This is a genomic window from Nocardia sp. NPDC046763, from assembly GCF_040645495.1.
Classification (GTDB): domain Bacteria; phylum Actinomycetota; class Actinomycetes; order Mycobacteriales; family Mycobacteriaceae; genus Nocardia.
Genome location: NZ_JBEYYI010000024.1, coordinates 18,463 through 40,997, shown reverse-complemented (window position 1 = coordinate 40,997; position 22,535 = coordinate 18,463). Strand labels below are relative to the sequence as shown.

The following is a 22,535-nucleotide window of genomic DNA, read 5'->3' as shown; positions in this document are numbered from 1 at the left end:
TCAGGGAGCGTCGCAGCGGCCCGGGCCACCCCGCTTCATCTGGTCGCGCAGCGCGGACTGAACGGTGGTCGACAGCCACGAGTTCAGCGACTGCCCGCTCTGCGCGGCCGCCTCCTCGGCGCGGGCCTTGATCTGCTCCACCAGTCGCAGCGTCACCCGGCTGATGTCGCCGGTGACCTCGTCGAAGGTGGGGTGTTCCTCTTCGCCCGCGGTCTTGCGCACGTCGATGTGGGCGTCGGTCCCGTCGACCGACACGTGCACCGTGCGGTCGGGGAGGGTCGCGCTCACCTCGGCGGCCAGTTCCGAAAGAGCGGCCAGCAACACCAGCCGGGCGGAGTTCTCGGTGGCGGCGGCCAGGGCGGCGGCCGTAGCCTGGGTTTTCTCATCGCCGAGTGCTGCGGCGGCGATGAGGTTCTCGCGCAGCTGGGCGGTGTATTTGTTGAGATCCATGACACCAGTGTGACGTCGTTGCTGATGTCATTCAAGGAAACTTCTGACGCCAGAAGTGGGCGCTTGATGCGAATCACCATCGCGCCGGGCACGGTTCGGGTATAACGATGCAAAACCCGTTCCGGCAAGGCTGTAGCCTTCTGACTATGACGAACGGTGAATCGACGCGAACCGAGCTGCACGCGTCCGGCACAGTAGGTGTCGCGATGGTGACCCCCTTTACGGTCGAAGGCAAGCTCGACGTCGATGCCGGTGTCGCGCTGGCCGCCCGCCTGATCGACGGTGGCGTCGATCTGCTCGCCGTCTCCGGCACCACCGGGGAATCGCCGACCACCACCGAGTCCGAGAAGTTCGATCTGCTGCGCGCCGTCGTGGACGCCGTGGGCGACCGCGCCACCGTCATCGCGGGCGCCGGCACCTACGACACCGCGCACAGCATCGAACTGGCCCGCAACGCGCAGCGGGCGGGCGCGCACGGCCTGCTGGTCGTCACCCCGTACTACTCGCGTCCCAGTCAGGACGGTCTGTTCGCTCACTTCACCGCCGTCGCGGACGCGACCGACCTGCCGGTCACCCTCTACGACATTCCGCCGCGCTCGGTGGTTCCCATTGCCACCGACACCATTCGCCGGCTCGCCGAGCACCCGCGCATCGTCGCGGTCAAGGATGCCAAGGGCGACCTGGGCGCCGGCGCCGAGCTGATCGCGGAGACCGGGCTCTCCTTCTACTCCGGCGACGATGTGCTCAACCTGCCGTGGCTGTCGGTCGGCGCGACCGGATTCATCAGTGTCATCGGCCATCTCGTGCCGGACCGCCTGCGCGCCATGGTCGACGCCTACCGCGCCGGCGATGTGCGGCGGGCACGGGAGCTCAATGTGAGCATGGCCCCGCTGAACCGGGCCATGGCCCGCCTCGGCGGCGTCGCCATGACCAAGGGTTCGCTGCGCCTGCTCGGCGTCGAGACCGGGGAACCACGGCTGCCGCAACTCATGCCGACCCAGGATCAACTCGACGAACTCGCGGTGGACCTGCGCGCGGCCGGGGTGCTCGCATGACCGGCCCCGCTCGTCGCCCCCGCCGTACCGCCAGCCGCGCGGCCGGTGCGCCCGCCCCGGCTCCGGAGACTCCCGTGCAGCCCGCGCCGACTCCGGCCCAGGCCGAACCCGCCGCGCAGAAGAGCACCGCTGCCGTGCCGCAGGAATCGGTGAAAGCCGCCGCCCCGCGCACGGAATCAGCTGCGGCCGAACCGGTTCGGGAGCGTGGCGGCCGTGGCGGCCGCGGCGGCGACCGCAGCCGCCGCGCCGGCAGCCGGTCCCGGCAGGGCGGCCGCGATCGCGAGCCGGCCCCGGCCCCGCGCGATCCGCACGCGATGGGCACCCCGCCCAAGGCGCCCAAGGGCGGCCTGCGGGTGTTCGCGCTCGGCGGTATCGGCGAAATCGGCCGCAACATGACCGTTTTCGAGTACGACGGCAAGCTGCTGATCGTCGACTGCGGTGTGCTGTTCCCTGAGGATCAGCAGCCCGGCGTCGACCTGATCCTGCCCGACTTCGGTCCGATCGAGAACCGCATGGACGATATCGTCGCGGTCATCCTCACCCATGGGCACGAGGATCACATCGGCGCGGTGCCGTTCCTGCTGCGCCTGCGGCGCGACATTCCGGTCATCGGCGCGAAGTTCACCCTTGCCCTGGTGGCGGCCAAGTGCCGCGAACATCGGTTGCAGCCCAACCTCATCGAGGTCACCGAGGGCGAGCGCACCCAGCACGGCGCGTTCGACTGCGAGTACTTCGCGGTCAACCACTCGATCCCGGACGCCATCGCGGTGGCCGTCCGTACGCCCGCGGGCATCGCGCTGCACACCGGTGACATCAAGCTGGATCAGCTGCCGCTCGACGGCCGCCTCACCGACCTGGCCGGGTTCTCCCGCCTCGGCGACGAGGGCGTGGACCTGTTCCTGGTCGACTCCACCAATGCCGAGGTGCCGGGCTTCGTCACGCCCGAGCGCGAGATCGGCCCGGTGCTCGACAACGTGATCGGCAAGGCCAAGGGCCGGGTCATCGTGGCCTCCTTCGCTTCTCACGTGCACCGCATCCAGCAGGTGGTGGACGTGGCGCAGCGCTACGACCGCCGGGTCTGCTTCGTGGGCCGGTCCATGGTCCGCAATATGCAGATCGCGCAGGACCTCGGCTATCTGGACATCCCGGACGGCCTGGTGGTCGATCTGGATCAGGCCGCCAACCTGCCGGTGCACAAGCTGGTGCTGATCTCCACCGGTTCGCAGGGTGAACCGCTGTCGGCGCTGTCGCGCATGGCGCGCGGCGATCACCGCCAGATCAATATCCGCCCGGACGATCTGGTGGTGCTGGCCTCTTCGCTGATCCCCGGCAACGAGAACGCGGTCTTCGCGGTTGTGAACGGCCTGGCCCGCCTGGGCGCCACGGTCGTCACCCAGCAGAACGCGAAAGTCCATGTCTCCGGCCATGCTTCGGCGGGTGAGCTGCTCTACCTCTACAACGCGGTCCGCCCCACCAACGCCATGCCCGTGCACGGCGAGTGGCGGCACATGCGCGCCAACGGCGCGCTCGCGGTGGCCACCGGCGTGCCCGAGGAGCGGGTCATCCTGGCCGAGAACGGCGTGGTGGTCGATCTGGTGGACGGCATCGCCTCCATCTCCGGCCGTGTCCCGGTCGGCCAGGTCTACGTGGACGGCCTCTCGGTCGGCGACGTCGGCGAGTCCACCCTGTCCGACCGCCTGGTCCTGGGCGAGGGCGGTTTCATCTCCATCAATGTCGCCGTCGACTCGGCCACCGGAAAGGCCATCAGCACACCGGAGGTCAGCGGCCGCGGCTTCTCCGACGACCCCGAGGCGCTGTCCGGCGCCCAGGAACTCGTCGAGAACGAACTGCACCGCCTGGCGGTCGAGGGTGTCACCGACACCCACCGCATCGCTCAGTCCGTCCGCCGCGTGGTGGGCCGCTGGGTGGCCGAGACCTACCGCCGCCGCCCCATGATCGTCCCCACGGTCATCGGCGTCTGACCCGGCGCACAACCGAAAACCGAACCGCCCGAGCGCATTCCGCTGCTCGGGCGGTTTCGCTTGTCGCACAGCCGAATCCACGGCGAAGACAGCTCCGCCCCCGACAGTCCGGCTGTCGGGGGCGGGAAAAACTGGGCGAGTCTACCGCCAGGGGTTCCTCCGCCGGAGGTGGCATTCCGCCTGGGGCGGAAACAACACTCCGCCTGGGGCGGGAACTACAAGAGTTTCTACTTGTCCTGGCAGGCGGCCGAATCGAGCTTCGCGGCCTTGACGATACTGCAGGCGTAGTTGTGGTCGATCTTCCAGTCGCTGCCGTCGGCGACGAAGGAGACCGTGGCGTTCTGGACCGGCTTGCCGTCGATGGTGACGTCGGCGTCGGCCTTGAGCTTGCCGTTCGCCGGGTCGCCGACATTGGTGATCTTGATGGTGACGTTGTTGGCCTTGGCGGCGTCGACCAGCTTCTGGGCCAGCTGCGGGTCCAGGGCGGCGTCCTCGATCCAGTCGGTCTTGGTCTTGGAGTCGATGGACGGGTCGAACGCCTTGGTGACCTTGTCGTTCAGGTCCTGCACGCTCGGCTTGGGCAGATCCGCGACCGTGGTGGGGGCGGGGGCCGCGCCGGTGATCTTGCCGTCGCCCTCGGTGCTGCCGTCGAACTTGCCGGCCGGGGCGGCCGCGGTGGTGGTGGACGCGGCCTTGGTGCTGTCATCGGACTTGCTGCAGGCCACCAGGCCGAAGGCCGAGGTGGTCAGCAGCAGCGCGGCGGTCGCGCGAAGGATGTTGTGCTTCAACGAAATTCTCCCCGTTGTTTTGGAATGGCGCCGTCGGATTAAAGCTCGTAGCCGGTGGTGCAGTTCCAGTGAATGATGGTGGCGTCGCCGGAGTTCCGGCCCAGCGCCTGGCCCTTGGCCGCGCTGCGCGAGGAGGCCGCGCCGAAGGTGTAGTAGCCGTCGCGCGACGAGTAGGCGATCGCGCCACAGCCGTTGGCGAAGCGCGCCACGATGTGGCAGTCGGCCTGGGGGCACGAGCTCATGGCGGCGTTCTGCGCCGAGGGGCTGTCGGAATAGTCGTAGGAGTAGCCGATATGACCGGTGGACGGCGACAGCGCGATGGCGCCGTAGTAATAGTCCTGGTAGGCATTGGCCGGAGCCGCGGTTGCGGCCAGCAGGGAGCCGGCGGCCGCGACCATCACGGCTGCGCCGCTGACAATCTTCTTCAAAGTGTTGCCCTTCTTTTGCTTTCGGATCCACGACCCTATGGACCGAGGGATCAAGCTACCGATACGGAAAGGTTGACGCCAACCCGGATCTGTGTTTTGTGCGGCGTCGTCGAGCGGGGCGTCGCGGCCGACCGCACTGGCACAACCGGACGCGGTGATCACGATCAACTCCCGCCCTTATGGAGGACCGGGTGGTTCGCTTAACGCCGCGTGCACCTTCGGACATCCCCGACTAAGGTTCCCCTCATGACTTTGGCTCAACGGGAGCGCCAGGCCCTGGTTCAGGCGATGGCCGAAGCCGGCCCGGACGCGCCCACGCTGTGCGGCGACTGGACGGCCCGAGACCTGGCCGCCCACTTGGTCGTCCGGGAACGCCGCCCCGACGCCGCACCCGGCATCCTGCTGAAGCCCTTCGCCTCCTATCTGGACCGCGTGCAGCGCAAGGTCACTCGGCGCCCGTTCGCCGACCTGCTCGACGAGGTGCGCAGCGGCCCGCCGTTCCTGCTGCGCCCGGTCGACTCGCTGATGAACACCACCGAGATGTTCGTCCACCATGAGGACGTCCGCCGCGCCGCGCCCGGCTGGGAGCCGCGCACCCTGTCCGCCGCCGATGAGAACCAGCTCTGGAAGGTGCTGACGGGCTTGGCGCGCATGGCATATCGCAAATCGCCGGTTACTGTCGCGCTCTCCACGCCCGACGGCCGCCGCACCGTCGCCCGCCAGGCCGGTGACCGCACCGTGGTGCTGGCCGGACCGCCGTCGGAGCTGCTGCTGCATGCCTTCGGCCGCAATGCCGTTCGGCTCGAGGCCACCGGCGCCCCGGACGACGTGGCACTGGTGCACGCCCTCGACCGCAGCGTCTGACATACCCGGCCGCGGGAGCATGCTCCGGCGGGAGTGGCAGCGCGCACACCGGTCATGAAACGATCACGCGTCGAGCGGTAGCTTGCTTCCTCGGCAGCGGCCCGTGTGTGATGAGGTGGTAGGCAATGTCTTGGCAACTGGCGGTTCTCGGACCGGTCGAGTTGACGGCCGATGGCGTGCCGATTCCGCCCATGCCACCCAAACAGCAGGCGGCGCTGGCCATCCTGGCGTGTGCGCACGGGCGCACGGTGTCGGTCGAGGAACTGGTGGACGGCATCTGGGGTGCCGAACGGCCGAGCTCGGCGGTGGGCGCGCTCCGGAATTACGCATGGGCGCTGCGCAAGCATCTGGCCGCGCAGCAGACGGTGCTGCTGTCGTCGGAAGCGCGCGGGTATCGCCTGGACGGGCCGTTGCACCTGGATGTCGACCGGATCGACCGGCTGCGCGGCGAGGCGGCCGAGGCGCGGGCCGCCGGCTGCCTGGAGACCGCCACCGCCGCGCTGCGTGACGCGCTGGGCGCCTGGCGCGGTGATCCGCTGACCGGCGTGCCCGGGCCGTGGGCCGCGGCCGAACGCGCACGGCTGCGGCGGCTGCATCGCGTCCTCACCGAAGACCTCCTCGAGCTCGCCGTGCAGCGCGGCGACTTCTCGCACGCCATGGCCGAATTGGCCGCGCTCATCACCGGTGATCCGCACAGTGAGCGGCTGCGCGGGCTCATGATGACGGCCCTCTACCGGGCGGGCCGCCGCACCGAGGCGCTCGAGGAATATCAGCGCATTCGCAGGCTGCTGGTGGCCGAGCAGGGCATCGAGCCGGGACCGGCGCTGGCGGAGCTGCACCGCCAGATCCTGGCCGACGAGCTGCCCACCGTGGCATCGGAGACCGCGCCGATCACCGTCATTGCGCCCCGGCCGGCCCAATTGCCGCCCGACACCGCCGATTTCACCGGACGTCACGACCTGGTGCGCGATCTGTGCGCCGTGCTCGGCGCGACCCGGCCGATCGTGGCCATCTCCGGCATGGGCGGGGTCGGCAAGACGGCGCTGGCTCTGCATGTGGCACACCGGATCCGGGACCTGTACCCGGACGGCCAGCTGTACGTGGATCTGTTCGGCGCGGGCGCGACGCCGGCCGAACCCGAGCACGTGCTGGGCGCGTTCCTGCGGGCACTGGGCGTGGCGCAGAAGGAGATTCCGGTCGGCGTCGCCGAGCGGGCCGCGCTGTTCCGGTCCGCCAGCAGTGGCCGCCGCCTGCTGATCGTGCTCGACAATGCCTGCGACGCAGCGCAAGTCGCGCCGCTGCTGCCGGGGGAGTCCGGCTGCGCGGTGCTGGTGACGGCGCGCCGCCCGCTCACCGCCCTGCCCGGTGTACGGTCCGCGGCGCTGACGGTGCTCGAACCCGAAGAGGCCGTCACCCTGTTCACCCGCATCGTCGGCGCGGTGCGAGTGGCGGCCGAACCCGACGCGGTGCGCCGCATTGTGGAACTGTGCGGCCTGCTGCCCATGGCGGTGCGCATCGTGGCCGCGCGGGTGGCGGCCCGGCCGCAGTGGACGGTGGTCTCCGAGGCGGACCGGCTCGCGGCCGAACGCCATGACCTGGACCGCTTCCGGGCCGGGGACCTGGCGCTGACGGCCGCCTTCCGCGCGGGCTACGAGCAACTGCCGCCGGACGCGGCGCGGGCCTTCCGGCTGCTCGCGGTCGCCGATCTGCCCGAACTCTCGCTGGCCGCCACCGCCGCGGTCCTCGACACCGTCGAATCGGTGGCCGAGGACCTGTGCGAGGAGCTGGTTGATCGCGGCATGCTGGAATCGGTCGGCCGGGGCCGCTACCACTATCACGACCTGATGCGCCTGTTCGCGCTCGGCCGCCCCGACCGTGAGCGCGAGCTCGATGTCACCGCCCGCCTGCTCGACTACTACCTGGCCACCATGAAAACGGTGCTGCGCGTGCGACATCCGGGTCTGCGGCTGCGCCTCGCACCGACCGGGCACCCCGGCACCCGCCTCGGCGATCTGGACTCGACCCGCGACTTCCTCACCATCGAGCGCCGTAACCTGGCCGCCGTCTATCGGCTGGCGGTCGCGGGGACACCCCGGCATCGGGTGCTGGCTGCGGACCTGGCGCTGACCGTCGCCGAGACGGGGCTGTCCTGTGACGCCACCGTCGACCTGGTCAAGGTCCTCGAAGAGCTGGTGCAGGCCATCACTTCCGACGGTGACATCGTGGCGGCCCGCCGCGTCCGGCTGGCGCTGGTCTTCGCGCTGGCCGCGGAACTGGAGGAGCCGCACGGTGCGGCCGTGCACGTGCGCGGGCTGCTCGCCGACGACGATCCGGATATCGATCCCTGGACCTCCGGCGCGATTCAGGGCTTCGCGGGCATGCTCGCCCTGCACGATGGCGACCCGGCCCGCGCCACAACGCATTTCGCGACCGCCCTCACCTACTACCGTCGCGCCGACAGCTCCGAGTGCGTCCGCGTCGCGTATTCGCTGCTCGCCCGGGCCTATTCGGCGGCCGGCCGCAACCGCGACTCCCTGGCCGCCGCGGCCCGGGCGGTGGTCGGCGACAACGAGTCCGGTGTGCGCCGCAATGTGGTGTGGGGCCTGACCGAGGCCGCCTGGATTCTCAGCAGCGAGGGCGACGCCGATCGCGGCGCCCGCCTTTTCGATGCCGCCCTGGTCACCGCCCGCCGCTTCGGCAACACCCGCTTCGAGTCGGTGATCCACGCCCGTGCCGCCCGGGCCGATCTGGCCGCCGGCCGCTACGACCAGGCCGCCGAGCACGCCGAACGTGCCGAGGCCACCCGGATCTCGGCCGGTGGCGCCGCCCACACGCACAACCTCTTGGTCCGCTACACGGCCCTGCGCCGTTTGGGTCGCACCCTCGACGCCGCCGAGTGCTATCGCACCGCCAGCACCCAGATCCCGGACTTCGACACCGCCCTCACCACCTGGACCGCCGGCCCCGCGCTCCCCGCGACCCGCTGATCCGGGCCCGCTGCAGGACGTGGTGGTTTTCCAGCGCGCGAATGGGCCGGAACAGCCGCGGCCCGCCGTAGTGCGACGGGTGGTTTCGGGTCGCTTCGAGGCGGGTGATCGGGCCGTCGGTGCGGGTTTTTGGTTGTGAGCGCCACAGTTTCCGATTCGGGTGGGCCGGGTGTTGCGGATGGTCCCGGTGGTGCTGTTGCGGCTAGCCTGGGACGCATGGCAGGTAAGGCCCGCACCGGAACGTCACGTTCGCGAGCGGGGGCTACGCGGGGGCAGGCTCCTGCACAGGCCCGCGCGCGCAGCCCCCGCACCCCCGCGAAGGGGCGTGGGGGAGCGGGACGGAAGGCGCCGGCGCGGCGGCCCGCACCGCGGCGCGGATCGAATACCGCACCGCTCGCGGTAGTTCGGCGGGGCGTCACCAACGGCTGGACCGTGATGGCGCGGGGGTTGGGCGCGACGACGCGGGCGGTCAGCCGGGCCGGGGAGATCGAGCACGGGCATCGGCGCGATGGGATCGGGCTGGGGCTGGTGGCTTTCGCCTTCGTGATCGCGGCGGCCGTGTGGATGTCGGCGGGCGGCCCGGTCGGGCACTGGGTGGATGCCGTCGTGCGCGGGGTGGCCGGATCCGCCTCGGCGGCACTGCCATTCGTGGCGGTGGCCATCGCGGTGATTCTGATGCGGACCGAGCCGCAGCCGGAGATCCGGCCCCGGCTGGTGCTGGGTGGTCTGCTGGCCGGGCTGCCGGTGCTGGGTCTGTGGCATCTGGCGGCGGGTTCGCCGTCCGACGCGCACGGTCGCGCGCACGCAGCCGGATTCGTCGGCTACGTGGTGGGCGGTCCGCTGGGTGAGGGGCTGAGCGCCTTCCTGGCGGTGCCGTTGCTCATGCTGGCCATCGGTTTCGGGCTGCTGCTGCTCACCGGCACCCAGGCGCGGGATGTGCCCGCCCGGCTGCGGGAGATCTTCGGCACCGGCGCGGGCGGCGACGAATACGAGAGCTACTCCGAGGAACACGGCCTCTACGACCCCGACAGCTATGACGCCGACGGCTTCCCGATGCACCGTCCCGAGGTGCGCAAGCGCCGCGGCCGTACCCCGTCGGAGAACTATCCGACCGACGAGTTCGCGGGTTCCGACGCAACCACCGAGATCATCGGCGAGCCGCCGCTGCAGGACGCCAAGGACATCGCCGCGCCGGAGGAGAAGCCGAAGCCCAAGCCGCGCAAGGCCGTCGCGAAGGTCGTCGACCAGACCCCGCCGCCACCGGAGCCGCAGCAGCTGGAGTTCGTCACCGACCGCGAGGTGGACGGCGATTACACGCTGCCGGCGCTGTCGCTGCTCACCGACGGCGATCCGCCGAAGAAGCGCAGTGCGGCCAACGAATCCATGATCGAGGCCATCACCGAGGTGCTGGTGCAGTTCAAGATCGACGCCGCGGTCACCGGTTTCGTGCGCGGCCCGACGGTCACCCGCTACGAGGTGGAGCTGGGTCCCGGCGTGAAGGTCGAGAAGATCACCGCCCTGGCCCGCAATATCGCCTACGCGGTGGCGACCGAGAATGTCCGTCTGCTGGCGCCGATTCCGGGCAAGTCGGCCGTCGGCATCGAGGTGCCGAACGCGGACCGCGAACTGGTGCGCCTGGCTGACGTGCTGAAGGCCTCGAGCACCCGCAACGACCACCATCCGCTGGTGATCGGTCTTGGCAAGAACATCGAGGGCGAGTTCGTGGCGGCCAATCTGGCCAAGATGCCGCACCTGCTGGTGGCCGGTTCGACCGGTTCGGGTAAGTCCAGCTTCGTCAACTCCATGCTGGTCTCGCTGCTGTGCCGGGCCACCCCCGATGAGGTGCGCATGATCCTCATCGACCCCAAGATGGTGGAACTGACGCCCTACGAGGGCATTCCGCACCTGATCACCCCCATCATCACCCAGCCCAAGAAGGCCGCGGCGGCGCTGGCCTGGCTGGTGGAGGAGATGGAGCAGCGGTATCAGGACATGCAGGCCAACAAGGTCCGCCATATCGACGACTTCAACCGGAAGGTGAAGTCCGGCCAGATCACCGCGCCGCTGGGCAGCGAAAGGGTGTACCGCCCTTACCCGTACATCCTGGCCATCGTCGACGAGCTCGCCGACCTCATGATGACCGCGCCGCGTGATGTCGAGGACGCCATCGTCCGCATCACCCAGAAGGCCCGTGCCGCAGGCATTCACCTCGTGCTGGCCACCCAGCGGCCCTCGGTGGACGTCGTCACCGGTCTGATCAAGACGAACGTCCCGTCCCGCCTGGCCTTCGCGACCTCGTCGCTGACCGACTCGCGCGTCATCCTGGACCAGCCCGGCGCGGAGAAGCTCATCGGCATGGGTGACGGCCTGTTCCTGCCCATGGGCGCAAGCAAACCGACCCGTCTACAGGGCGCATTCATCTCCGACGAGGAGATCGCCGCCGTCGTCGACTTCGCCAAGACCCAGGCCGAACCCGACTACCAGGAGGGCGTCACCGCCGCCAAGCCCGGCGAGAAGAAGGACGTCGACCCCGACATCGGCGACGACCTCGACCTGCTGCTGCAGGCCATCGAACTGGTCGTCACCTCCCAATTCGGTTCCACCTCCATGCTGCAACGCAAACTCCGCGTCGGCTTCGCCAAGGCCGGCCGCCTCATGGACCTCATGGAAACCAGAGGAGTCGTCGGCCCCTCGGAAGGCTCCAAGGCCCGAGATGTACTCATCAAACCCGACGAACTCGACGGTCTCCTCTGGACCATCCGAGGCGGCGACGGCGCGCCGCCCACCTCGGATGGCGAAGCGCCGCAGGAGTAGTCGGCCGAACCGGTCATCGGTATCGCTTGATCGCACCGGAGAGCGGCGGCCAGGTCGAGGACCTGATCTCGACGGCATGCAGCACAAGTACCGGCACACGGTGCTCTACTTCCCTCGCAACGACCAAACCTGTCACGCATACTGCGCCAACTGCTTTCGCTGGCCGCAGTTCGTCGGCGATCCGGAACCACACATGACCACGTCCGGTCCCGAGGCGCTGGTGCGCTGCCTCGGGCAGCATCCGGAAGTCGGTGATCCGATGGTCATGAGTGCGGCGGTACCGGCCCGCCATCTGGAGCCTGCGCGGTAGGGTGGCGGCGGATTCGATCGCGCCTTGGGGAGGGGCAGTGATGGGTGGAGTGCGTTCGGCACGCTGGTTGCGGACGGCCGCCGTGGCCGCCTGCGGAGTAATGGCCACGGGGATCGCGCCGGTGGCGGCCGCCGAGCCGGGCGGCGAATTGCTGTGGGGGCCTTGCCCGGCCGAGTCGAAGGCGGGCGATGCCGAGTGCGCGAGCCTGTCGGTGCCGATGGATTACGCGGCACCGGACGGCCGGCACATCGACATCACGATCAGCCGGATTCCGGCGAGCGATCCGGCGCACAAGCACGGGGTGCTGTTCGTCGGCCAGGGCGGGCCGGGCGCGGACGCCCTCGGGTTCTGGGCGCCCCGGAACGTGACAGTGCCCGACCTGCATCGGGAGTTCGATGAGATCGCGGTGCAGCCACGCGGGCTGCGGTGGGCGACCCCACTGCAGTGCAAGACGACCACCATGGTCGTCATTCCGGTGACCGACCGATCCGCGTGTGAGAGCGCGGATCCAGGCTATCCGCGCACCATCACCACCGAAACCTTGGCGCGCGACCTGGATTCGGCGCGGCAGGCCCTGGGCGCCGACCGGATCGATTTCTACGGCGGCTCATACGGCACCTTCCTGGGCGCCGCGTATGCCACCCTGTTCGCCCCGCACGTCGATCACCTGGTGCTGGACGGCAATGTGAACCCGCAGTGGGATTGGCGGGAGCAATTCGCGCAGGGCTGGCGGGCCCGGGAGGCGGGCTTCACCGAACTGTTCGATTGGATCGCCGCCAACGACTCCATCTATGGCCTGGGCGCCACCCGCAATGCCGTTGCCGCCGAATGGGTCCGGCAGGTCGACGCGCAGGGCGGCGGCTGGCTGGCCCGCCTCGATCCGGCGCTCGGCGGTGCGGGTGGTGCGCTCACCGCGCCGGGTCGGACGCCCGCTGCGGACGAGGTTTCCGGTCGAATCGCGAATCTGGTGCAGACCGTGCGGCATCCGAGTGGCACGACCAGCCCGACCTATGCCGCCGCCTCGACCGCGGTGTACTCGCGCAACCTGTGGCCGGATCTCGCCGAGGGGATGCGCCGGTACCGCGCCGACCCGCAGCACACCGAATTCCTCACCTACCTGACCGAGCGGAACGCCCTGGATCCGACCGGCCAGTGGATGTACGACGCGATCACCTGCAACGAGGACACCGGAACCCCGGACCCGGCCGCCGTCCCGGCCGCGATCGGCGACTTCGTCTCCGGCGCGAGCATTTTCGCCTTCTTCTCCCGCCTGCAGGTCTCCGGTGCGTTCTGCGGAGCCTGGCCCGCCTCGTCCGATCGCGTCCGTGTCGACGGCACCGGCCTGGCGACCCGTCCGCTGGTGCTGCAGAGCACCCGCGACACCGCCACCCCCGCGGCGGGCGGCCCGGCCATGGCCGCCGCCCTGAACGGCACCCTGGTCTGGGTGGACGGCACCGACCACGGCTCGTTCGGCCGCGGCAACCAACCCGTCGATGCGGCGGTCGTGCGCTACCTCGAATCCGGCGACGTCACTCTCGGTGCGGCTGGGGCCGCGGCCATCACCACACCCAACCCGCCCACCGAGCTGCCCGGCTGATCTCGCCAACGGCCGAAGTAGAACGTGTTCTATATTCGGGGTAACCGTTCCGGCGAGCCCTCGGGAGTTCACTACATGTATCAGTGGTCCGACGAAGACCTGATGTTCCGCGACGCCCTGCGCGGATTCATCGACAAGGAGATCAAACCCAACGTCGAGCAGCTGGAAAGCGGTGCGCTGCCGCCCTTCGACACCATCCGCAAGCTGTACGCGACCTTCGGCCTGGACGAGCTCGCCCGGGAGGGCCTGGAGAAGGCCTTCGCGCGGGAAGAGGGCGGCGTCGAGAACAAGCCGGGCAAGTCCGGCGGCGGGTTCAGCGGATCGGGCAGCATGGGCGTGATCCTCAACAGTGAGCTCGCCGGCATCAGCCTGGGCCTGGTGGCCTCGATGGGCGTGAGCCTCGGCCTCACCGTCGGTACCATTCGCAGCCGCGGCACCCTGGCGCAGAAGAAGCGCTGGCTACCCGAGCTGGTCACCTTCGAGAAGGTCGGCGCCTGGGCCATCACCGAACCCGATTCGGGCTCAGACGCTTTCGGCGGCATGAAGTCCTACGTCCGCCGCGACGGCGAGGACTACATCCTCAACGGCCGGAAGACCTTCATCACCAATGGCCCGTACGCGGATGTCACCGTCGTCTACGCCAAGCTGGACGAGGAGGACGGCACCGACCGCCGCGACCGCAAGGTGCTCACCTTCGTGCTCGACAAGGGCATGCCCGGCTTCACCCAGAGCGCCGCCTTCAAGAAGATGGGCATGAACTCCTCGCCCACCGGCGAACTGTTCTTCGACAATGTCCGCATCACCCCCGACCGGCTGCTCGGCGAAACCGAGAATCCGGCCAAGGGCGACGGAAAGGACAGTGCCAAGGAGTCTTTCGCCGCCGAGCGCATCGGCATCGCCTCGCTGGCCCTGGGCATCATCAACGAATGCCATCGGCTCAGCGTCGATTACGCCAAGTCGCGCAAGCTGTGGGGCAAGGAGATCGCCCAGTTCCAGCTCATCCAGCTCAAGCTGGCCGAGATGGAGATCGCCCGAATCAATGTGCAGAACATGGTGTTCAACGCCATCGAGCGCACCGCCGCGGGCGAGAAGGTCTCCCTCGCCGAGGCCTCGGCCATGAAGCTGTACTCCTCGCGCGCCGCGACCGAGGTCGCCATGGAGGCCGTGCAGCTCTTCGGCGGCAACGGCTACATGGCCGAGTACAAGGTCGAGCAGCTCGCCCGCGACGCCAAGTCGCTCATGATCTACGCGGGCAGCAACGAAATTCAGGTCACCCACATCGCCAAGGGCCTGCTCGGCGGTTAACTCCCGCGCTCAGGACAGCGGGCCCACCACGGATTCGGCGCCGGCCAGCAACTCGCCCGAGGCCGCCAGCTGCACGACCGCTTCGATCTCCGGTGCCAGGTAGCGGTCGGCGCCCGGTCCCTCGACCACCTCGCGAATCCGGTCGCGGACCGCGGCGGTCGCGGGGGACGGTTCCAGCGGAGCCCGCAGATCCAGGGCGCGGGCCGCGGTGAGGGCCTCGATGGCCAGCACCCGGGTCAGGCCGTCGATGGCGCGGCGCAGCTTGCGGGCCGCCGACCAGCCCATCGACACGTGGTCCTCCTGCATCGCCGAGGAGGGGATCGAGTCCACGCTCGCGGGCGCGGCCAGGCGCTTGAGCTCGGAGACGATCGCGGCCTGCGTGTACTGGGCGATCATGTGGCCGCTGTCGACGCCGGGATCATCGGCCAGGAACGGCGGCAGGCCGTGGTTGCGGGCCCGGTCCAGGAAGCGGTCGGTGCGGCGCTCGCTGATGCTGGCCACGTCGGCGACCACGATGGCCAGGAAGTCCAGCACGTAGGCCACCGGCGCACCGTGGAAGTTGCCGTTGGACTCCACCCGGCCGTCGAGGGTGACCACCGGGTTGTCCACGGCGCTGGACAGTTCGTACGACGCGATCCGTTCGGCGTGCGCGAGGGTGTCGCGCGCGCCGCCGGCGACCTGCGGGGCGCAGCGCAGCGAGTAGGCGTCCTGCACCACCGTGCAGTCGGGGGTCGCGTGGCTGGCCACGATGCCCGAACCCTGCAGCAGCCGAACCATATTCGAGGCGGCGAGCGCCTGACCCGGCTGCGGGCGCAGGGCCTGCAGGTCGGCGGCGAACACCTTGTCGGTGCCGAGCAGGCCCTCGACGCTCATCGACGCGGTCACGTCGGCCAGGCGGAGCAGCCGGCGCAGGTCGTGGCAGGCCAGCACGAGCATGCCGAGCATGCCGTCGGTGCCGTTGATCAGCGCCAGGCCCTCCTTCTCGGCGAAGACCACCGGCTCGAGGCCGGCCGCGGCCAGCGCCTGCGCGGCCGGCATGAGCGTGCCGTCCGCATCGCGGACCATGCCCTCACCCATCACCGCGAGGGCGACGTGCGCCAGCGGCGCCAGGTCGCCGGAACAGCCGAGGCTGCCGTACTCGTGCACCACCGGCGTGATCCCCGCCGACAGCAGCGCCGCATACGCCTGGGCGACCTCCACACGCACGCCGGTCCGGCCGGTCGCCAGCGTGGACAGCCGCAGCAGCATCAGCGCGCGAATCACCTCACGCTCGACCTCCGCCCCGGAACCGGCCGCGTGCGAGCGAACCAGGCTGCGCTGCAACTGAGTTCGCAGTTCCAGCGGAATGTGCCGGGTGGCGAGCGCGCCGAAACCGGTCGATACGCCGTAGACCGGCTTCGGGTCGGCCGCCAGCGCCTCGATCCGGGTGCGGCTCGCCGCGATCACGGTGAGCGCGTCCTCCGACAGCCGCACGGTGGCATTGCCACGGGCGACCCGGACCACGTCCTCGGGGGTGAGAGCGCCGACGCCGACTTCGACGTCGCCTGCTGCCAAGGTGTGCTCTTCGGAAAGGCGGAGGGTGTTCGAGCTCATCGTGGTGTTGTCCAATCTGCGGTTGATAGAGGTCTGCGGTCAGAGACGGTCTGCGGTCAGTGAGGGGGTGGTCCCGGGCGCCTGGTCCGCGCGGGCCGCCGGGGCGGGTTCGGTTGCGGGCCGGCACCACAGCCGGTAGGCGGCGGTGAGCAGGACCAGCCACACCGCGCCGACGATGAGCGCCACCCGGGTGTCGGCGTCGAAGGCGAGCAGGACGATCACGAACGCCAGGCCCGCGATCGCGAAGATCGGCAGGTAGGGCCACAGCGGCACCGGGAACTTCAGCTCGGCCGCCTCCGCTGCGCTCATCTGCCTACGCGAGCGGAAGTGGGACACCAGGATCATCAGCCAGACGAAGACGGTGGCGAAGGTGGCGATGGAGGCGATGACCACGAAGACCCGGTCCGGAATCAGGTAGTTGAGTATCACGCCGACCAGCAGGGCCGACACCATGATCACGACGGTCATCCACGGCACGCCGTTGCGGGAGACCCGCCGCATCACGGCCGGGGCCTGCCCGCGCAGGGCCATGCCGTACATCATCCGGCCCGCGCCGAAGATATTGCTGTTGATCGCCGACAGGGCCGCCGTGATCACCACGACGTTCAGCACGGTCGCCGCCGACCCCAGACCCAGGCTCTTGAAGATCTGCACGAACGGGCTGCCCTCGTCGCCGATCTGGTTCCACGGCGTGACGGCCATGATCACGGTCAGGGTCAGGACGTAGAACAGCATGATGCGGGCGGGGACGGTGTTGATGGCCCGCGGAATCGTCTTCTCGGGATTCTCCGCCTCGCCCGCGGTGACGCCGATGATCTCCGAGCCGCCGAACGCGAACATGACGATCGCGAAGCACCCGAGGAAGCCGCCCACGCCGTTGGCGAAGAATCCGCCGCCGGCGTGCAGGTTGGACAGGCCCGTGCTGGTGTCATGGATGCCGAATCCCCAGATCAGCACGGCGGTTCCGCCCGCGATCATGGCGATGATCGCGACGACCTTGATCAGGCTGAACCAGAATTCGAGCTCGCCGAACACCTTGACGTTGAGCAGGTTGATCGCGCCGATGAAGAAGACGATCGCCAGCACCCAGATCCATCGGGGGACATCCGGGAACCAGAACCCCATGTAGACCCCGAACGCGGTGGTGTCGGCCAGCAGCACGATGACCATCTCGAAGATGTAGGTCCAGCCGGTCATGAACCCGGCCAGTGGACCGATGTGCTGGCTGGCGTACTCACCGAACGAACCGGACACCGGGTTGCGGACCGCCATTTCGCCCAGCGCCCGCAGCACGATGAAGATCACGACGCCGCCGATCAGGTAGGCCAGCAGCACCGAAGGGCCGGCCTGTTTGATCGCCTCGGCCGATCCGTAGAAGAGGCCGGTGCCGATGGCCGAACCGAGTGCGATGAATCGGATGTGGCGGGCGGTGAGACCCCGGGTCAGGGTCGAGGAGATGTCTTTCACGGATCGAACTCCCTGGTGTTGTTCATAACGCAGCCCGACAGGGATTGTGAGTGCGTTCACACATGTATAGGGCTGTCTATACAACTGTGTCAAGAGCGGGTAGTTACACAATGGCAACTAATTTAGTTGGCCATCGCGTCGAGTCACGATCCGGTGGATCAGCCGAGCGGCGGTGCGCGCGGTCCGATGGTCGATATCGAGATCCGGATTCAGCTCCGCCACATCCAGCAGTGCCAGTTTGCCGCTGCCCGCGACCAGGTCACACACCCGCTCGATCACTTCGAGCGGCACGCCGTACGCGGCCGGGGCGCTGACGCCCGGCGCGACGGGCGCGGGGAGCACATCCAGGTCAATGGTCAGATACACGACATCGACGGTGGCCAGGAACTCCTCGACGAAACCCCGCACCCCGGGCATATCCGCGGCGGTGCAGTCCTCGTCGAGCCGATAGCGCACTCCCAGAGTTGCGGCGGTCTCGAACAATGCCACGGTGTTGCTCGGCTGCGAGATGCCGAGCACCGCATAGTTCAGCGCCCGCCCGGCCGCTGCCTCGCCCTCGGCCATCTGCCGGAACGGCGTCCCGGAACTGGGCGTTGGGTCGGCGCGCAGATCGAAATGGGCGTCGAGGTTGAGCACGCCCAGGCGTGCCCCGGCGGCGACCGTGGCCCCGGAGGCGATGCCGAGATAGCTGGCGTAGGCCACCTCGTGCCCGCCTCCGAGCACCGTCACGAAATGCCCGCCGTCGAGCAATTCGGTGACCACCGCGCCCAGTCGCCGCTGCCCGGATTCGAGATCCCCGTCCTCGACCGCCACGTCACCGGCGTCCATGACGCTTGCCGGGCCGGGGAGCGCCATGGACGACAGTGCCTGCCGCAGGGCGGCCGGGCCGGTGGCAGCTCCGGTCCGCCCCTTGTTGCGGCGGACCCCCTCATCGCTGCGGAATCCGACCAGAACGCTTGCCCCGGGCGGGGTTTCGGGGGTGAACGGGGATATCGCGTTGTGCCAGCGCAGATGTGCCGGACCCGGGCCGTCGTCGCGACCGGACCAGGGGGCGGGCGGATGATCGACAGCGGTCACAGCCGGTGTCCGTCCTTCCAGATCTCGCGCACCAGCGCCACTCCCGGCCGGTATGCCAGGTACAGGTGCGAGGGTGCGTCCAGTGCGATCAGATCGGCGCGCGCGCCGACCCGGATGCATCCGATGTCGTTGCGCCGCAAGGCCGCCGCGCCGCCCGCAGTCGCCGCCCACACGGCTTCGTCCGGGCTCATGTGCATTTCGCGGACGGCCAGTGCGATGCAGAACGGAATGCTCGTGGTGTAGCAGGTGCCCGGATTGCAGTCGGCGGCCAGGGCGACCGTCACGCCCGCGTCGAGCAGGGCCCGCGCGTCGGGATATTTGTTGCGCGTGGAGAAGTCGGCCCCCGGCAGCAGGGTGGCGACCGTGGTGCTCGCCGCCAGCGCCTCGATGTCCTCGCCGGTGGTGTAGGTGACGTGATCGACCGAGGCCGCGCCCAGCTCGGCCGCCAGCTGGACGCCGGCGCCGTAGCTGAGCTGGTTGCCGTGCACTCGCGGCGTGAGCCCGGCCGCGATACCGGCCTCGAGCACGGCACGCGACTGGTCGGCGTCGAAGGCGCCCTCCTCACAGAAGACGTCGATCCAGGTGGCGTGCGGGGCGCACGCGGGAATCATCTCGTCGATGACCAGCCGCACGTAATCGTCGGTGCGCCCGGCGAATTCCGGCGGTGTGACGTGCGCCGCCAGCAGGGTCGTCTCCGACGTGTGCCGGGCGGCGATCTCGAGGCTCCGCAACTCGTCGGCAACGGTCTGTCCGTAGCCCGACTTCGTTTCGATCGTGGTGGTTCCGGTCCGCAGGGCCTCGGCGACCAGGCGGGCGACATTGGCGCTCAGCGCTGTGTCGGTGGCCGCCCGGGTCGCGGCGATGGTCGTCCGGATGCCGCCCGCACTGTAGGGCGCACCCGTCATGCGAGCCGCGAATTCCTCCGACCGCTCACCACCGAACACCAGATGCGCATGGCTGTCGACGAATCCGGGCAGGGCGGCACGGCCTTCCAGATCCACCCGGGCGCCGGCGCTGCCCTCGGGCAGACGCGCCCGCGGGCCGACCCACTGGATCAGGCCGTCGCCGAGCACCACCGCGGCATCCCGGATCACGCCGAGCGGGCCCGCGCCGATCTCGGGATCATTGGTCACCAGTGCGCCGATATTGTCGACGACCGTCCACTGCCCGGATTCGTTGTGCATGTGAGTTCAGTTCTCCTGCATCGGGATTCGGACACCGCGCGTGGCGGCGACATCGGCCGCGTGCTGGTAGCCGGCGTCGACGTGGCGGATCACGCCCATGGCGGGATCGTTGGACAGCACCCGCTCGAGCTTGCGGGCGGCCAGTTCGGTGCCGTCGGCGATGCACACCTGTCCGGCGTGGATGGAACGGCCCATGCCGACTCCGCCGCCGTGGTGGATCGACACCCATGATGCCCCGGACGCGGTGTTGACCAGGGCATTGAGCAGCGGCCAGTCGGCGATGGCGTCGGAGCCGTCGGCCATGGCCTCGGTCTCGCGGTAGGGGGAGGCCACCGAACCGGAGTCCAGGTGGTCGCGGCCGATGGCGACCGGCGCGGACAGCTCCCCGGAGGCGACCATCTCGTTGAACCTCAATCCCGCCCGGTGGCGTTCGCCGTAGCCGAGCCAGCAGATACGGGCGGGCAGGCCCTCGAAGTGGACCTTCTCCCCGGCCATGGTGATCCAGCGCTCGAGGTGCTCGTTCTCCGGGAACAGCTCGAGGATGGCCTGGTCGGTGGCGGCGATGTCCTTCGGGTCGCCGGACAGGGCGGCCCAGCGGAACGGGCCCAGGCCCTCTTCGAACAGTGGCCGGATGTAGGCGGGCACGAATCCCGGGAATTCGAAGGCCCGCTCGTAGCCGCCCTTGCGGGCCTCGTCGCGGATGGAGTTGCCGTAGTCGAACACCTCGGCGCCAGCGTCCTGGAAGCCGACCATGGCCTCGACGTGGGCGGCCATGGACTTGCGGGCCTCGGTGGTGAACCAGGCGGGATCCTCGGCGGCGCGGCGGTGCCAGTCGGCGACGTCGACGCCGATCGGCAGGTAGGACAGCGGGTCGTGGGCCGAGGTCTGGTCGGTCACGATGTCGATCGGCGCGCCCATGGCGAGCAGGCGCGGGAAGATCTCCGCAGCATTGCCGACCACGCCGATGGACAGCGGTTCTCGCGCGTCGCGCTTCTGGACGGCCAGTTCCAGTGCGGCTTCGAGGCTTTCGGCCTTGGTGTCGAGGTAGCCGTGCGCGATGCGGCGATCGATGCGGGTGACGTCGACGTCGACGCACAGCGCCACGCCGTCGTTCATGGTCACCGCGAGCGGCTGCGCGCCGCCCATGCCGCCGACGCCGGCGGTCAGGGTGATGGTGCCGGCGAGGGTGCCGCCGAAACGCTTGCGCGCCACCGCGCCGAAGGTCTCGTAGGTGCCCTGCAGGATGCCCTGGCTGCCGATGTAGATCCACGAGCCCGCGGTCATCTGGCCGTACATCATGAGGCCCTCGGCCTCGAGCTTGCGGAACTGCTCCCAGTTGGCCCAGTCGCCGACGAGGTTGGAGTTGGCCAGCAGGACGCGCGGCGCCCATTCGCTGGTGCGCATCACGCCGACCGGCTTGCCGGACTGAACCAGCAGCGTCTCATCGTCTTTCAGGGTCGTCAGCGTGCGCACGATGGCGTCGTAGGCCGCCCAGCTGCGGGCGGCGCGGCCGGTGCCGCCGTAGACGACCAGATCGTCGGGTCGCTCGGCCACCTCGGGGTCGAGGTTGTTCATCAGCATGCGCAGGGCGCCCTCCTGCTGCCAGCCGAGGCAGTTCAGTTCGGTGCCGCGCGGTGCACGGACCGGGCGGGGGCCGGACGTGGGGTTGGTGGTCATCGGGACTCCTGTGTATGGGCTGATCGTGACGCCCATAACACCCCGGATTCGACGCCTGGAACAGCGTCGGCGCGAGAGATTCTCGGATCCGAGACACCTGACCGCTGCGGGCCCCCGCCGGGAGCGCCGATACACTTGGGCCCGAACGGGCGGGTGTCCACCGATGGGCAGGATGTGGAGCAGGTGACGAATGTGGCGATGGACGAGGTGGATATCGCGTCGCTGTATCGGGCTCGCGGCCGTGGAGCAGCCCCGGCGTATCAGCGCGTCAAGGATCTGATCACGGAGCAGATCGTCTCGGGGCGCTGGCGGGAGGGCGAGCTGCTGCCGTCGGAGAATCAGCTGGTCGGTGCGCTGGGACTGTCGCGCATGACCATCAATCGCGCGTTGCGGGAGCTGAGCGCCGACGGTCTCGTAGTCCGGCTGACCGGTGTCGGCACGTTCGTGGCCGAGCGGAAGGTCAGTTCGGCGCTGGTCGAGGTGCGCAATATCGCCGACGAGATCGGGGACCGGGGCCACCGGCATCGGGCCGAGGTGGTGTCGCTGGAGCAGCGCCCGGCGGATTCGGTGATCGCGCAGGATCTCGGCGTCGCCGACGGCAGCCCCGTATTCCATTCGAAGCTGGTGCATTTCGAGGACGGACTGCCGATCCAGCTGGAGGATCGCTTCGTGAATCCCGAGTTCGCGCCGCGCTATCTGGAACAGGACTTCACGACCACGACACCCAACACGTATCTGGTGTCGGTGGCTCCGCTCGGTCGTGGCGAGCATGTGGTGGAGGCGGTGCTGCCGACCCCCGACGAGTGTGCCCTGCTCGGGCTCACCGAGTCGGAGCCGTGTCTGCTGATCCGACGTCGTACGTGGTCGGAGGATCGGCTGGTCAGTTCGGCGCGGCTGCTGCATCCCGGTTCCCGCTACCGGCTCGCGGGAACCTTCGACGCGCAGACTTCCTGAGGG

The 22,535-nt window shown here is 69.5% G+C and carries 16 protein-coding genes; 8 read left to right on the top strand and 8 right to left on the bottom strand.

What is annotated here, in order from left to right; translation table 11 throughout:
• Positions 1 to 450 (bottom strand): hypothetical protein, encoded by a 450-nt coding sequence (locus ABZ909_RS31535; RefSeq protein ID WP_357006845.1) that lies wholly within the window; start codon positions 448 to 450, stop codon positions 1 to 3.
• A gap of 146 nt (positions 451 to 596) precedes the next feature.
• Between ABZ909_RS31535 and dapA the strand changes: the two genes are divergently transcribed.
• Both dapA and ABZ909_RS31525 read left to right on the top strand, forming a co-directional pair.
• Entirely contained in the window at positions 597 to 1,505 is a 909-nt protein-coding gene (dapA, locus tag ABZ909_RS31530; RefSeq protein WP_357006843.1) for a 4-hydroxy-tetrahydrodipicolinate synthase, read from the top strand.
• A complete protein-coding gene (locus tag ABZ909_RS31525) occupies positions 1,502 to 3,487 on the top strand; it encodes an RNase J family beta-CASP ribonuclease (protein ID WP_357006841.1) in 1,986 nt (661 codons plus the stop codon). Before dapA ends, ABZ909_RS31525 begins: the two co-directional genes overlap by 4 nt.
• 227 nt (positions 3,488 to 3,714) lie before the next feature.
• Here ABZ909_RS31525 and ABZ909_RS31520 read toward each other — a convergent pair whose 3' ends face one another.
• Both ABZ909_RS31520 and ABZ909_RS31515 read right to left on the bottom strand, forming a co-directional pair.
• On the bottom strand, positions 3,715 to 4,275 hold the full coding sequence (locus tag ABZ909_RS31520) for a hypothetical protein (protein WP_357006838.1): 561 nt from the start codon (positions 4,273 to 4,275) through the stop codon (positions 3,715 to 3,717).
• 38 nt (positions 4,276 to 4,313) lie between these two features.
• Positions 4,314 to 4,703 (bottom strand): DUF4189 domain-containing protein, encoded by a 390-nt coding sequence (locus tag ABZ909_RS31515; RefSeq protein WP_357006835.1) that lies wholly within the window; start codon positions 4,701 to 4,703, stop codon positions 4,314 to 4,316.
• A 246-nt stretch (positions 4,704 to 4,949) separates the two neighbouring features.
• Between ABZ909_RS31515 and ABZ909_RS31510 the strand changes: the two genes are divergently transcribed.
• From ABZ909_RS31510 to ABZ909_RS31490, 5 genes are all read left to right on the top strand, one after another.
• Positions 4,950 to 5,567: a TIGR03085 family metal-binding protein gene (locus tag ABZ909_RS31510; RefSeq protein ID WP_357006832.1), complete on the top strand. Its 618-nt coding sequence runs from the start codon at positions 4,950 to 4,952 to the stop codon at positions 5,565 to 5,567.
• 125 nt (positions 5,568 to 5,692) lie between these two features.
• Entirely contained in the window at positions 5,693 to 8,554 is a 2,862-nt protein-coding gene (locus ABZ909_RS31505; protein ID WP_357006829.1) for a BTAD domain-containing putative transcriptional regulator, read from the top strand.
• Positions 8,555 to 8,770: 216 nt separating this feature from the next.
• Positions 8,771 to 11,368 (top strand): DNA translocase FtsK, encoded by a 2,598-nt coding sequence (locus ABZ909_RS31500; RefSeq protein WP_357006826.1) that lies wholly within the window; start codon positions 8,771 to 8,773, stop codon positions 11,366 to 11,368.
• 350 nt (positions 11,369 to 11,718) lie between these two features.
• Positions 11,719 to 13,275: an alpha/beta hydrolase gene (locus ABZ909_RS31495; protein ID WP_357006824.1), complete on the top strand. Its 1,557-nt coding sequence runs from the start codon at positions 11,719 to 11,721 to the stop codon at positions 13,273 to 13,275.
• Between the two features lie 75 nt (positions 13,276 to 13,350).
• The gene (locus tag ABZ909_RS31490) at positions 13,351 to 14,580 is read left to right on the top strand and encodes an acyl-CoA dehydrogenase family protein (protein ID WP_357006822.1); all 1,230 of its coding nucleotides are present in this window, start codon (positions 13,351 to 13,353) and stop codon (positions 14,578 to 14,580) included.
• Between the two features lie 9 nt (positions 14,581 to 14,589).
• Here the strand turns inward: ABZ909_RS31490 and hutH are convergent, their stop codons facing one another.
• The 5 genes from hutH to hutU form a co-directional block, all read right to left on the bottom strand.
• Complete coding sequence (gene hutH / locus ABZ909_RS31485; RefSeq protein ID WP_357006820.1) at positions 14,590 to 16,173, bottom strand: histidine ammonia-lyase; 1,584 nt, start codon at positions 16,171 to 16,173, stop codon at positions 14,590 to 14,592.
• A gap of 39 nt (positions 16,174 to 16,212) precedes the next feature.
• Positions 16,213 to 17,640 (bottom strand): amino acid permease, encoded by a 1,428-nt coding sequence (locus tag ABZ909_RS31480; protein ID WP_357006818.1) that lies wholly within the window; start codon positions 17,638 to 17,640, stop codon positions 16,213 to 16,215.
• 117 nt (positions 17,641 to 17,757) lie between these two features.
• Positions 17,758 to 18,717, bottom strand: a complete 960-nt coding sequence (gene hutG / locus ABZ909_RS31475; protein WP_357006816.1) for a formimidoylglutamase — start codon at positions 18,715 to 18,717, stop codon at positions 17,758 to 17,760.
• A complete protein-coding gene (hutI, locus tag ABZ909_RS31470) occupies positions 18,714 to 19,901 on the bottom strand; it encodes an imidazolonepropionase (protein ID WP_357006814.1) in 1,188 nt (395 codons plus the stop codon). The genes hutG and hutI overlap by 4 nt, the downstream gene beginning before the upstream one ends.
• Positions 19,902 to 19,907: 6 nt before the next feature.
• Positions 19,908 to 21,578, bottom strand: a complete 1,671-nt coding sequence (hutU, locus tag ABZ909_RS31465; protein ID WP_357006812.1) for a urocanate hydratase — start codon at positions 21,576 to 21,578, stop codon at positions 19,908 to 19,910.
• Between the two features lie 198 nt (positions 21,579 to 21,776).
• Between hutU and hutC the strand changes: the two genes are divergently transcribed.
• Entirely contained in the window at positions 21,777 to 22,532 is a 756-nt protein-coding gene (hutC, locus tag ABZ909_RS31460) for a histidine utilization repressor (RefSeq protein ID WP_357007099.1), read from the top strand.
• The last annotated feature ends 3 nt before the right edge of the window (positions 22,533 to 22,535 follow it).

Excerpts from the sequence above, each read along its gene's own strand:
- ABZ909_RS31535 (WP_357006845.1), bottom strand. The coding sequence starts at position 450 with ATGGATCTCAACAAATACACCGCCCAGCTGCGCGAGAACCTCATCGCC.
- dapA (WP_357006843.1), top strand. The coding sequence starts at position 597 with ATGACGAACGGTGAATCGACGCGAACCGAGCTGCACGCGTCCGGCACA.
- ABZ909_RS31525 (WP_357006841.1), top strand. The coding sequence starts at position 1,502 with ATGACCGGCCCCGCTCGTCGCCCCCGCCGTACCGCCAGCCGCGCGGCC.
- ABZ909_RS31510 (WP_357006832.1), top strand. The coding sequence starts at position 4,950 with ATGACTTTGGCTCAACGGGAGCGCCAGGCCCTGGTTCAGGCGATGGCC.
- ABZ909_RS31505 (WP_357006829.1), top strand. The coding sequence starts at position 5,693 with ATGTCTTGGCAACTGGCGGTTCTCGGACCGGTCGAGTTGACGGCCGAT.
- ABZ909_RS31500 (WP_357006826.1), top strand. The coding sequence starts at position 8,771 with ATGGCAGGTAAGGCCCGCACCGGAACGTCACGTTCGCGAGCGGGGGCT.
- ABZ909_RS31495 (WP_357006824.1), top strand. The coding sequence starts at position 11,719 with ATGGGTGGAGTGCGTTCGGCACGCTGGTTGCGGACGGCCGCCGTGGCC.
- ABZ909_RS31490 (WP_357006822.1), top strand. The coding sequence starts at position 13,351 with ATGTATCAGTGGTCCGACGAAGACCTGATGTTCCGCGACGCCCTGCGC.
- hutH (WP_357006820.1), bottom strand. The coding sequence starts at position 16,173 with ATGAGCTCGAACACCCTCCGCCTTTCCGAAGAGCACACCTTGGCAGCA.
- hutI (WP_357006814.1), bottom strand. The coding sequence starts at position 19,901 with ATGCACAACGAATCCGGGCAGTGGACGGTCGTCGACAATATCGGCGCA.
- hutU (WP_357006812.1), bottom strand. The coding sequence starts at position 21,578 with ATGACCACCAACCCCACGTCCGGCCCCCGCCCGGTCCGTGCACCGCGC.
- hutC (WP_357007099.1), top strand. The coding sequence starts at position 21,777 with ATGGACGAGGTGGATATCGCGTCGCTGTATCGGGCTCGCGGCCGTGGA.